General features: G+C 45.9%; 14 protein-coding genes and 2 tRNA genes. 4 read left to right on the top strand and 12 right to left on the bottom strand.

Going from position 1 to position 11,372, the window contains the following annotated elements; translation table 11 throughout:
• The coding region (locus ENN47_12955) for a flippase-like domain-containing protein (GenBank protein HDP79055.1) at nt 1–816 on the top strand (816 nt) is incomplete at its 5' end.
• Here the strand turns inward: ENN47_12955 and ENN47_12950 are convergent.
• Nucleotides 800–1,957 (bottom strand): glycosyltransferase family 4 protein, encoded by a 1,158-nt coding sequence (locus ENN47_12950; protein HDP79054.1) that lies wholly within the window; start codon nt 1,955–1,957, stop codon nt 800–802. The genes ENN47_12955 and ENN47_12950 overlap by 17 nt on opposite strands.
• Nucleotides 1,958–2,015: 58 nt before the next feature.
• On the opposite strand from ENN47_12950, the gene ENN47_12945 reads away from it, so the two are divergent.
• Nucleotides 2,016–2,090: transfer RNA gene (locus ENN47_12945), tRNA-Gln, on the top strand.
• Nucleotides 2,091–2,104: 14 nt separating this feature from the next.
• Here ENN47_12945 and ENN47_12940 read toward each other — a convergent pair.
• The 7 genes from ENN47_12940 to surE all read right to left on the bottom strand — a co-directional run bounded on the left by ENN47_12940 (nt 2,105) and on the right by surE (nt 7,890).
• Nucleotides 2,105–2,734 (bottom strand): ComF family protein, encoded by a 630-nt coding sequence (locus ENN47_12940; GenBank protein HDP79053.1) that lies wholly within the window; start codon nt 2,732–2,734, stop codon nt 2,105–2,107.
• Nucleotides 2,734–5,286 carry an ATP-dependent DNA helicase gene (locus ENN47_12935; GenBank protein HDP79052.1) on the bottom strand — a complete coding sequence of 851 codons (2,553 nt, stop codon included), beginning with the start codon at nt 5,284–5,286 and terminating at the stop codon, nt 2,734–2,736. The genes ENN47_12940 and ENN47_12935 overlap by 1 nt, the downstream gene beginning before the upstream one ends.
• Before the next feature lie 43 nt (nt 5,287–5,329).
• Nucleotides 5,330–5,418: transfer RNA gene (locus ENN47_12930), tRNA-Leu, on the bottom strand.
• Between the two features lie 67 nt (nt 5,419–5,485).
• Nucleotides 5,486–5,701, bottom strand: coding sequence for a heavy-metal-associated domain-containing protein (locus tag ENN47_12925; GenBank protein ID HDP79051.1), 216 nt, complete (start codon nt 5,699–5,701; stop codon nt 5,486–5,488).
• A 2-nt stretch (nt 5,702–5,703) separates the two neighbouring features.
• Entirely contained in the window at nt 5,704–6,636 is a 933-nt protein-coding gene (locus ENN47_12920) for a methionyl-tRNA formyltransferase (GenBank protein ID HDP79050.1), read from the bottom strand.
• A 1-nt stretch (nt 6,637) separates the two neighbouring features.
• Nucleotides 6,638–7,129, bottom strand: a complete 492-nt coding sequence (locus ENN47_12915) for a peptide deformylase (GenBank protein ID HDP79049.1) — start codon at nt 7,127–7,129, stop codon at nt 6,638–6,640.
• Complete coding sequence (gene surE, locus ENN47_12910) at nt 7,126–7,890, bottom strand: 5'/3'-nucleotidase SurE (GenBank protein ID HDP79048.1); 765 nt, start codon at nt 7,888–7,890, stop codon at nt 7,126–7,128. Before surE ends, ENN47_12915 begins: the two co-directional genes overlap by 4 nt.
• 96 nt (nt 7,891–7,986) lie before the next feature.
• On the opposite strand from surE, the gene ENN47_12905 reads away from it, so the two are divergent.
• On the top strand, nt 7,987–8,646 hold the full coding sequence (locus ENN47_12905; protein ID HDP79047.1) for an HD domain-containing protein: 660 nt from the start codon (nt 7,987–7,989) through the stop codon (nt 8,644–8,646).
• 2 nt (nt 8,647–8,648) lie between these two features.
• On the opposite strand, the gene ENN47_12900 is transcribed toward ENN47_12905, so the two are convergent.
• The 4 genes from ENN47_12900 to ENN47_12885 all read right to left on the bottom strand — a co-directional run bounded on the left by ENN47_12900 (nt 8,649) and on the right by ENN47_12885 (nt 10,292).
• Nucleotides 8,649–8,927 carry an acylphosphatase gene (locus tag ENN47_12900; GenBank protein ID HDP79046.1) on the bottom strand — a complete coding sequence of 93 codons (279 nt, stop codon included), beginning with the start codon at nt 8,925–8,927 and terminating at the stop codon, nt 8,649–8,651.
• Complete coding sequence (locus ENN47_12895) at nt 8,917–9,558, bottom strand: lactate utilization protein (GenBank protein HDP79045.1); 642 nt, start codon at nt 9,556–9,558, stop codon at nt 8,917–8,919. Before ENN47_12895 ends, ENN47_12900 begins: the two co-directional genes overlap by 11 nt.
• A gap of 68 nt (nt 9,559–9,626) precedes the next feature.
• Complete coding sequence (locus tag ENN47_12890) at nt 9,627–9,977, bottom strand: hypothetical protein (protein HDP79044.1); 351 nt, start codon at nt 9,975–9,977, stop codon at nt 9,627–9,629.
• Nucleotides 9,978–10,292, bottom strand: coding sequence for an SCP2 sterol-binding domain-containing protein (locus ENN47_12885; protein HDP79043.1), 315 nt, complete (start codon nt 10,290–10,292; stop codon nt 9,978–9,980).
• Between the two features lie 90 nt (nt 10,293–10,382).
• Here ENN47_12885 and ENN47_12880 point away from each other — a divergent pair.
• On the top strand, nt 10,383–11,372 hold a 990-nt coding region (locus ENN47_12880; GenBank protein HDP79042.1), incomplete at its 3' end, for an alpha-glucosidase.

Raw genomic sequence — 11,372 nt, 5'->3', positions numbered from 1 at the left:
TTAATGCGTAGCCTGTCGATTCCCTTCACCTATCTTTTCAAGATAACTGTAATCGGTACGTTCTTCAACGGGATTACTCCCTTCTCCTCTGGAGGACAGCCTGCCCAGATTGTATTCATGCAGAGAAGGGGCATTCCGGTAGGTGAATCGACTGCAATGCTGGTTTCAAGGTTTCTGATTTATCAGTTCGTTATAACATTTCTCGGCGTTGCCGCAATTCTCAAGGCATATCCCCTCGTCGCCGGAGAGATTTCCAATCTTGCCATTTTGTCTATCTTCGGGTTCGCACTCAACAGCCTCGTTCTTGTCGTGCTGATCCTATTCTCACTGAGTCCCGGATTCACAGAAAAGCTCATTCGTCTCGTGATCGGCTTCCTATGCAGAATTAAGATAATCAAGGAGGAAAGAACGTTGATCGAGAAAGCCATGAGAGAATTGCGCTTCTTTCACTCTTCCATGAAAGACTTGATAAGAAGACCAGTTACTCTAGGCATTGCATCGCTGAGCACCCTCGCTCAGTTGATCTGTATGATATCTATTCCCTATTTTGTTTCGCTTTCTATCGGAATTCCTGTGAAGTATATGGAGATCACCGCCGTCCAGCTTATTCTATTTCTCGTCGTTTCTTTGATTCCGACCCCCGGCGCAAGCGGCGTCTCTGAGGGCGGGTATGTACTTTTTTTCAAATCATTCTTCGGAGAAGGGATCGGCGCTGCGCTGCTGATTTGGAGATTCTTCAGTTACTATGCCAACATCATCTTCGGTGGGCTGCTAACGGCACACGAAATTGGGTTCAAGTCTAGATCTCGTTCCTGACAATCTTTTCATAGAGACTCAGCGTTCTATCCACATTGGCTTCAGCAGAGAAGTCCTGAGAAATCTCAACAGAACGTTTCGACATTCTTTCCATGAGCTCTCTATCTCTAAGCAGCTCAATCGCCGCAGTAGACAACTCTTCTTTTGAGGGGCACATAAAACCGTTCTCTCCATCCAGAACCATATTCGCAATGCTGTCATCCTTGAAGGCCACTACCGGAAGACCGGATGCCATGGCTTCAAGCGTAACCAAGCCAAAGGTCTCAGTATGAGAGGCAATCATGAACGCATCACTGCTCTTGTAGGCTAATGTAATCTCATCTGGCCACTTCAAGAAACCTGTGAAGTGGACTCTCCCGCCAACACCCAAGTTTCCAGCAAGTTCCTTCAGTTTGCCCTTCAGAGGTCCGTCTCCAACTAACAGCAGATGGGAATCCGGCAGAGCTGCGTTGATCCTGGCGAAGTTCTCGATAAGTTTGTCTATACTCTTTTCTTCTCCCAGTCTGCCGACGAAGATCAGAACCTTCTCACTATCGCCAATCTTGTACTTGTTCCTAAACGATCTGATTTCATCAATATCTGGCTCTTGCATGAAAGGAGTCAGGTCAACGCCATTTGGAATGACCTCTATATGAGACGAAACGCCGTAAGAGAGCAGCAGCTTCTTTATCTTGATCGAAGGCGCAATGACCGCTCTATTCTTGTCGCAAAACCTTCTATCCTGACCCCTTATATATACTCTCAAAATAGGCTCCATAAAAGGGATATAATGAACATACTCCTCCATCATTGTATGATAGGTCGTAACTCCGGGGACATGCAGATTCGAGATTACGAGACCGGACAGGTAGCCGACTATCAGTGATGTATGCGAGTGTACAACATCGATATCCAGACTTTTCACAATCTGAATGAGTTCCTTGAAGTTCGTCGGAAGGCCAATTCTATGTTGCTTCTCCCACGGAAATCTCAGCGAAGGAACACGGTAGACGTTCTCCTGAATGCCGGCTTCGGGGTGATCCACTGTGAAAATGTAGACATTGTGTCCTCTTTTCTGAAGATTCTCCTCAAGCATTCTGATCATGGTAACCACCCCGTTGACCTGAGGAGAATAGGTATCACTGAACATCGCTATGTTCATCATATGCCTCCAAACGTCTTGACACCAATTGTCTTCTGCTTTATAATCTTTACTGTCTTGGGAGATCGTCCAATTGGTAGGACAGCGGACTCTGGATCCGCCGATGGAGGTTCGAGTCCTCCTCTCCCAGCCAGGGGCCGAGAGGCCCTATTTTTTTGCATTGGCAATTGCAAATAAAGTGATCTCCTTGACACCGCCTTCTCTTAGAACTCTAGCACACTGGCTTGCAGTTGCACCGCTTGTAACTACATCATCGAAAAGAATAACCGAAGCGCTTCTTGTTTTCTTCCTCAAAAAGAACTTGTCCCTAACATTATCTATCCTGTCCTGCATCTTCAATGTTGACTGAGGAACAGTCTTTCCCGAAATCGACAGAACATTGTCGATTTTAATATCGACCGTTCTTGCAAGATGTCGGAGAATTCTTAGGTTGGTGTCAAAACCTCTCCTAATGAATGCCTTAACAGATGTTGGAACCGGGACGATTACATCGGTAGATGGAGCGAAGGCGTCTATCATTTCGAAGACCATCTCTGCAAATAGACGAGCCACGCCCGGGCGGTCTTCAAACTTGTAAGCACGAATAAGCTCTTTCAAGGGGCTTTCATACTTCCAATAGGAATGAGCCGAGTCTATGTTCACGAGCTCAAAGGGAGCCATTATCGGACCTCTAATAGAACTCAGACATTCTTTGCAGAGGTAGTCAGCGGGGTCGATTTCCCTTTCGCAGACCAGACAGTAATTAGGTAAGAAATGGGAGACGACTGCCTTTAGCATCAGATCCACTTCTCCCTCTTAAGTCTTCTGAGTTCGCGCAGAATCCGGCTCCTGCTGACTGCTTGAACATTAGTTCCGGCTGGAAGAGAAGCCAGGAGCTTTTTCGAATACACTCTGTTAGGGTCGACTATCCTTTTGTCAATTACAATCACTACTCCGTGATCGCTCCTTGTTCTTATGAGTCTTCCAAGGCCCTGCCGGAAAGCCGTTATCATCTTTGGATAATAGTACTTGTTCATACCTTCCACGAAGCTCCTCTTTCCGTAATGCTTAATTCTGGCTTCAATTAGCGGTTCATCGGGTCTTTCAAAGGGGAGCTTGTATACTATCAGTAGCTTAAGCTGTTCACCAGGAAGATCTACACCCTCCCAGAATGCCCTTGCTCCGAAAATCACGGACTTCTCTGAATTTACGTGATCTGCAAGAATGGTTGTCGGACTGTCCTCCCTATCTTGAATGTGAATTGCCATATCTCCAAGTCCGCCGGAGATTTTGGAAAGAGTCCATTTCATGTCTTCATAAGAAGTGAAAAGCACCATTGAACCGCCTCCTACTATCTTCAAAGCGTTGAGCGTTATATCCGCCGCGCTTTCGAGATAGGTTAGCGAATTCGGAAGATAGTCGGGTAGATCGGCCGGTACGAAGAACTTCAGCTGCTGCGTATAATCAAATGAAGTTCCAAGCCTAACCGCTTCATTGTTGCTGCTTGTTCCCAGTATTCTTCTTGCGTAATTGAAGCCATCGCTACCCCTACTGTAAACCCACAGAGTCGCAGAGATGAAAATCTTGACGCTCACATCGGGGAAGATTGATGCCATCAAGGTATCGTTTTCCACAGGTGACGAGATTATTCTAAAGCTATTGGCACGCCCTTCGAACTGGCTTACATACACAACCCTCGATTCCTGAGAAGCAGTGATACCCGCTATCTGCTTCATCCATTCCCTTGTTTCAGTGAGAATCCTGCTTGCTTCAGCTTCCAAGCCATCTATCTTTTCATTTCTATCCTCCACATCATCCAACATCTGTATCGTCTGGGTACCAATATATACATGTGTCTGAAGAGTATCGGAAATTCCTACGAGCAAAGGTATCGTCACTTCGAGTTCCTTTTCAGTGAATGTAGTTCGGCTTCCAGATTCGGATCTCGCTGTGACTCTAACAAGCTCTGCGCTCTGTTTGTCCAGACTAGCGGTTGCTTCTTTGAGCTTTGTCCACAGTTTTCTCAAGAATCCCTCGTCAAAGTGCCTCTTAAGAAATCCAAAGGAATCCCTAACAACTTTTATGAGTCTTCTCACAGTACCAGCCAGTTCGTACGGCTCAAGACGATAGCTCATGGCCTGTGTCAAGGAAGCCTCGAGCTCGTGTGCCTCATCTACAACGAGATATTTGAATCGCGGGAGAAGTGTTCCGATATCTTCTCGCTCTTCGGCGTCTCCGTCGGAAAGTCTTATGTTTGCTTCGCTAAAAAGGAAGGAATGATTCGTGATAACTATGTCGGAGCTTTTCGCGTTTTCTCTCTGAACGTAGTAAGGGCAGATCTCGAAGAAAGGGCAGAGTCGTCTGGTGCAGTCGAATCTGTTTCCAGAAATCATTCTTCTCATCTCTTCTTTCAACGGAAGCGGATCGAGATCTCCTTCACCAGTAATCATTGACCAGATGAGTATTCCTGAAAGTTCCTTTGACATTTCTTCATCCAACATCTTGTTGAGAGCGAGGTTCACAACCTCAAAGAGCTTTCTGGCACAAAGATATCTTTCTCTACCCTTCATAACAGAGACACGTAGATCATCAAGGTTAGGAAAAGTCTTCAATATCTCCACATCTTTCTTGAAGAGCTGATCTTGAAGGATTCTTGTTCTTGTTGAGACAACGGCCTGATTCATAGTCGAGATACAGGCGTACGCAACCGGTGCCAGGTAAGCAATGCTCTTTCCGGTTCCAGTACCGACCTCGATCATCAGATTATTGTCTCTTTCAATTGATTCAGCGATTTCAAGAGCAGTCATGAACTGCTCTTGCCTGAACTCGTATCCCTTCATCGAATCCTGCAGGAGTCCACCCTCACCGAACACCAATTTTACAGTCTTCTGAAGATTGATCCTGGGATTGCCCCTTTCTCTTCTTTGATTCCTCTTGAGAGCGGAAAGTACATAATCCTCCCAAGGATCCAAAAACTCGCTTTTCCTGAGTGAAAGAAGGAGGAAGTTCTTCAGTCCACCGCTTTCTACAGTCTTCTCGACTATGGATGAGAGCCCCGCCGGCATTTTCTCAAGAGCCCTTCTGTACTGTTCGATCCTTGTCTTGAGATCCCCAGACTCCGACTGAAGAAGAAAGCTTCTCAGATATCCTTCATCGACAGCTATCTTTTGTGCATATTCGCTATCCAACGGCCCATCCACGAAAAGGCAGTCTTCGCCTCTCTCTGAAAAGAATGAAGGAAGGTCTTCGATATTTACTGAGACAAATGGAGAATTCTGAGAAACTCGTCTCAAGCTAATTTTTGTCTTTGTGTTCCGTTTGAAAACATTGCCTAGCAGAATCTCTCCCAAGAAGCACCTCGAAAGAAAAAACCGGGCTACAAACCCGGTTTAGTGGTGCCGAGGGCGGGACTTGAACCCGCATAGGCTAAACTGCCCACATGGACCTCAACCATGCGTGTCTGCCAATTCCACCACCTCGGCAACTTCACACGTCAAAAATTATAACTTGACCGGATTCCTTTGTCAAGAAGCAAATAGCGAGAATGCTTTATATAAGCATATCAAAACCGAGTTTGGAGAGCTCTTCCTGAATTAAATATCTGTCGATAATGGCGTTCTCGTATTCAACTTCAATCACTCCGCTTGCTACATCTGCCTGGGCTTTGACTATTCCATCAAGCAGCTTGAGTCTCGCTACAATCTCTTCCGCATCGTTCTCCGAAATCTCGTTTCTTATTTGAAAAAGTCTTATTACCCTGGGCATTATTATCCCCCCAATATAATCCCTTCGTCGATGAGCCTTCCGCTTAAAGCATCTTTCGGCCTCATAGGCTTCTTTCCCGGGAACTGTACTAAGGATATAATAACATTTTCGGCACCGCAGCTTACAATCATTCCTCTATCATCGATCTTGACTACTTCTCCGACTTGACCTACTTTCTCATTTCCGCATAGCAGGCTGGCTCCGAAAACCTTTGCCATACTCCCTTCAACACTCACTCTCACTCCAGGCTTTGGATCATACGCTCTTATCTTGTTAACAACCTTCGCTGCATCTGATAAGTCTGTAATCACTAGATCCGCAGGCTGAATCTTTGGAGCATAAGAAGGAATTCCATCTTGCGGAGTGAGCTCCAGTCTTCCCTCTTTGACTCTCTCCAAAAAATGGACCAACGTCTTTTTCCCAAGTTCTGCCAGCTTCAAATATAGAGAACCAAAACTGTCTGATGGATGGATCTCGAGCTCCCTCTTCATAGCGATTTCTCCAGTATCCATTCCTTCATCAATCTTGAATACCGTTATGCCCGTCTTTGTCTCTCCATTTTCGATTGCGCGCTGAATCGGTGCTGCGCCTCTATATTCGGGCAGAAGAGAAGCATGAACATTGAAACAGCCGATGGTTGGCAGGTTTATCACGCCCGATTTAAGAAGTTTTCCAAATGCCACAACAACAACTATATCTGGAGATAGCTCCGCAAGCCTTTCGAACCCTTCATCAGAATTGATCTTTTCAGGCTGATATACTGGTATTCCGTAGCTAGTGGCGACTGTCTTCACCGGAGTGGGTTCTACTTTCCGCCCTCTCCCCTTAGGCCTGTCAGGCTGTGAAAAGACTCCTGCCACGTTGTTCCCCGATTCTACAATCGCCTTGAGATGAGCAGCCGCAAATTCGGGAGTTCCCATGAATACGATCTTCATTTTATCTTATGCTTTCCTTAATTATCTGATTCAATTTCGGTTTCAGCACCGCTCTTTTTGCCGTAGAAAGATAATCAACGAAAAGTATTCCTTCAAGATGATCGCTCTCGTGCTGCACAATTCTCGCAGGATAGTCCGTCAAATCCTCTTCGTGGTGCCGGCCATATTCATCCTGATAGTGTATTCGAACCGTGGAAGGCCTGTCGACATCGGCGTAAATTCCGGGTATGCTGAGGCAACCCTCTTCCATCCTTACTGTCTCATCGCTCTTGGAAATAATCTCCGGATTAATTACTACCCTCAATCCGTCTCCGGGGTCGTAAACAAAAATCCTCCGGGACACAGCCACTTGCGGTGCCGCGAGACCCACGCCGTCCTCAACGTACATTGTCTTGCTCAACTCTTTCACGAACGTTCTGAGATCATCATCGAAAACTTCAACACTCTCGGAGACATTTCGAAGTATGGGGTTTCCGATATAAATCACTTTCATTCCGACCACCCTTCCGAAATCTCCTTCAGTTCCTCAAAATACTCTTTATCCGTCATAATGGCATGGAGAGGGGTGATCGATACGAAGTCTGATTTTACTGCGTTGAAATCACAATCAGTAGAACATTCATCTTCAACTACCTCTCCGAATATCCAGTAGTAGTTGTTTCCATAAGGATCCTTTCTCTTCTCGAAATAATCCTTGTATCTTCTTCTGCTCTGTCTGGTCACTTTCCAACCCTTCAGTTCCTCATACTTGATAGAAGGAACATTAATATTGAGAGCAGTAAAGTCCGGCATCTTACTGACATCGTAGATTCTGAGAAAATTAACTATGAATCTGGCTGCAGTTTCGTACTCGGGATTACTCCAGTCGCTACTAGAAACCGCAATCGATGGAGTGTCAGTCACCGCACCTTCTAGAGCACCTGAGACTGTTCCGGAATAAAGAACATCTATTCCCATATTCTGCCCTTTGTTCACCCCGCTTATCACAAGATCTATCTTCCTATCCGAAATCGCAAGTAATCCGAGCTTAACGCAATCAGCCGGAGTACCATTAATTGCATAGCCGATGTTCTTATTACCAACTTTGACTTCCTTGGCCCACAGCGGAGTTCTGATTGTTATTGCGTGTCCAGTCGCGCTTCTTTCGACATCGGGTGCAACCACAAGGACTTCATGCTCTTCAGAAAGCGCTTCGGCAAGCAAAATAATTCCAGGCGACATGATTCCATCATCGTTTGTAACCAGGATATTCAATATTCGTGCCTCCTTTCACCTATTCATACAAATCATCTTGTATACTTATTTTACATTATGCATCTGAACTTTTCTTTTTTACTCTAGGAGAGAAATATGAATCTTACAGAGCTTATGGACTGCATTCCACACCTGAGAGAAATCCTCCACATCGTTGTGAAAGCATTTGAAGACTGTGATGACCCTGCTCATGATATTTCGCACACCTTAAGGGTAGTGGAGAACGTAAGCGAAATTGCTTTTCGGGAGAGGTGTGACCTTAACAAGGCAATCATCGCCGCACTGCTCCATGACATTAAGCGGCCTCAAGAAGCTCTAACCGGCATCGATCATGCAGAATCCGGCGCGGAATATGCTTTAGGACTTCTACCGACCATGGGATTCGACTTTTCGTTTATCTCGGAAGTCTCGCAGGCAATCAGGTCTCACAGATACTCCGGCGGTTTAACACCTGCCAGTGTGACGGGAAAGATCCTCCAGGATGCGGACAGATTAGACGCCATAGGGGCGGTAGCTATAGCAAGAGTCTTTTCCTATTCCGGAAAGGTCGGGACTCCTCTTCACTCTCTCCAATTCGGTCCGTGGCGCTCTTATAGCAACAATTCGAGTAGTTCAATAAATCATTTTCACGAGAAGATTCTCAAGATAAGACCTGAAACTTTCTGGACGGAAACTGCAAGAAGAATGGCTGGGGACCGATACAGTTTTGTTGTGGAATTTGTGCAGAGGTTCATGGCGGAATGGGGCGAAATTTAGCTTCAGTACCTAATTTCGAAGCTTATGAACGTCTTGAAGGGGAGCTCTTCAATCTCTGTCTTTGTAATGCTGGCATAGGAGGGACCCCTATCTATTCTTTCAACGAAAGCCTCGATCTCCTCATCACATCCAGAACAAACGACCTCTACACTTCCATCGGGTTCGTTCTTTACAAAACCCGTTACTCCAAACGACCTGGCGGTGTGAAGGGCAAAGTACCTGAACCCAACGCCCTGCACACGCCCAAAGACTCTTATCCTGAGAGTTTTCTTACAGGCCAAGCTCTTCACCTATCAGAACGATCGTGTAGCGCCACGGCCTTCTTCTCGAATCGATTATTATTGAGTACGTTTCGCATATTCTTTCTTCGCAACTGCAGTCGGAACAGAATCCGGTTGTTGCACAGGGAGTATGCAAGTTCAGCCTTTTTGCATTCATCGGTGCTATCGATCTGATTCTCTTGATGCCTGCATCCAGATCGTTCACGACTTTATTTATTCCGGCAACAAAAATCACCTTCTCGGGACCGAACGTCACGGCAGCGGCCCTGTTGCCGCTCCCATCCAGCAGAAGAATCTCTCCATTCTCTGTGATGGCATTCGCGCTGCAGAGGTAATAGTCGGACTCAAATGCCCTGACCATAATCTCCCTTCTCTCTTTATCTTCGGAAACTGAGTCTCTGTCAAGAAATTCGAATTTCCCAGATCTCAGCAAATCTATTACTCCAGTCTCCTGAAGTGTCACCGATCCACCAGTGCTAACCGTAGCTCCATCGGGAATTAACTTATCGACTTCTTCGACCACCGCTTCTATATCTGGAAGGTAAATCACCCTCACGGATTTGCTTTCGAATACTTTGATGAGTTTCTGTGCCAGTTTTTCATTCTTCCATCGTCTAAGACTGTTCCTCATTACGAACTCCTTTCTTTGAGATAAATCTGCCTTCAGTCAGCTCTCCGCAGTAATAATTGGACTTCCTTCTAGAATGTTATGATCTCTGCCCCACGCTCTACGTATGGCGCTAGCGGAACGTGGTTCCTCATGTCACCATTCAGAGGGAGACCCTCTTTCTCAACTATCTCAAGGGCACCCATCATTTTCGAACAACCATAGCATACGGCCTTTATGAGGCCCCTTTTCTTCGCTTCGATGTAAATCTCATGAACCGGATCCTTCTCATGTGTAATCTCTTTCATGAGACTGGGAGATTCTCCCTCCATTACGACAGATACGGCAAATCCCTTTTCGGACATGTCAAGGGCATTCAGCAAAGCATGAAGAAAACATGATTTCTTCCCTTCAAAAGCCAGTATCAGTACTTCGCGTGTCATTCATTCACCTCCAAGCAGTTTTCTAAGCTTCATCGCAAAGGCCAGATCTCCCGATACACTCAAACTTCCGGTCATGAAAGCTGTCAGAGGATTCACAACTCCTTCAATCAGTCCTTCAAAGGTCGCGAAATCTGTCCGTATTGAACAATCAGAAGGTCGTTCTTCTTCAAAAACCTCTATCCTGCCATCGCAGATCTCGACAGTAAATCTCTGTGGATCACCTCCTTCAATAAAGAACGAGTATTTTCCACTTATCTCCGAAAGCCTCTCAGACTGCAATCCCTTGATCTTCTCAATAGCTTTCCTGACTGTCATCAAACTACCTCCCTGGCATCACTTTACATACAAAGTCTATCATCTTGTTGTACAATGAGATCGATATTTCCTAGAACTGGAGGCGCTTCTTTGAGGAAACGATTCTTTCGCTACTTCGATTCAGTAATCAAAGTGGAGGTTGAAAGAGAGGGTAAGCCCAAGTTCAAAACCGATTCGGTATTGGCAGCGCCTGAGGAAGAACTGGATGCCGAAGTGGCAAATCATCTCTTCCAGGGGTTGAAGCTGCGCGGGCTAGAAGGATCCTCATCGCAGGACTTCAACGAGATGGAGATCGTAGAAAAGGCAGACGGATTCAGTATTACAATCAAGCTAAATGACGACCAGGCAGTTCTTGGACTTGGACAGAACATCGGACCTTTAAACAAAAGAGGCGGCGTCTATGAGATGTACAACACAGACGAACCGGATCACTCACCATCAAGAAGAAGGTTGTATTCAACCCTCCCAATCTTCTACGTCTCCTCTCCCGAGAGGCAGATTGGCTTCTTCCTTGATCATCCAGGCTATTCTAGATTCGACGTAGGGTTCGAGATCAGAGACCGGATGAAGATTGATGTGGAAGGCGATGGTTTTGATCTATTCGTGTTCTTCGAGAAACCCGAAGAGACCCTGAGGGACATATTCAGGCTAACAGGCAATCCCGTGTTTTTGCCAATATGGTCTTTGGGTTATCATCAATCAAGATGGTCTTACGCAGACGAAGAGTCCGTTTTGGAAATCGCAAAGCAATTCAGAGAACGGAAGATTCCTTGTGACGCTATTTACCTTGATATAGACTACATGGATGAGTTCAAGGTCTTCACTTGGAACATCGATCGCTTTCCAGACCCCTCCTTGATGATCGATAAACTCTCCAGAATGGGAATAAAAGTTGTTGCGATAATCGATCCAGGAGTAAAGGCCGTCGATGGATACGACGTATTCGAAGATGGGATCAAGAATGATTCATTCTGCAAGCGAGGAGATGGCAGACTTTTCAGAGCGGCCGTCTGGCCAGGAGAATCGGGCTTTCCCGACTTCCTAAATGCAGCCACGAGAAGTTGGTGGGGAGAGTATTAC

Source organism: Mesotoga infera (genome assembly GCA_011045915.1).
Classification (GTDB): domain Bacteria; phylum Thermotogota; class Thermotogae; order Petrotogales; family Kosmotogaceae; genus Mesotoga; species Mesotoga infera_D.
Note: the sequence above shows the minus strand (reverse complement) of the source record. Positions and strands in the feature narration are given on the sequence as shown.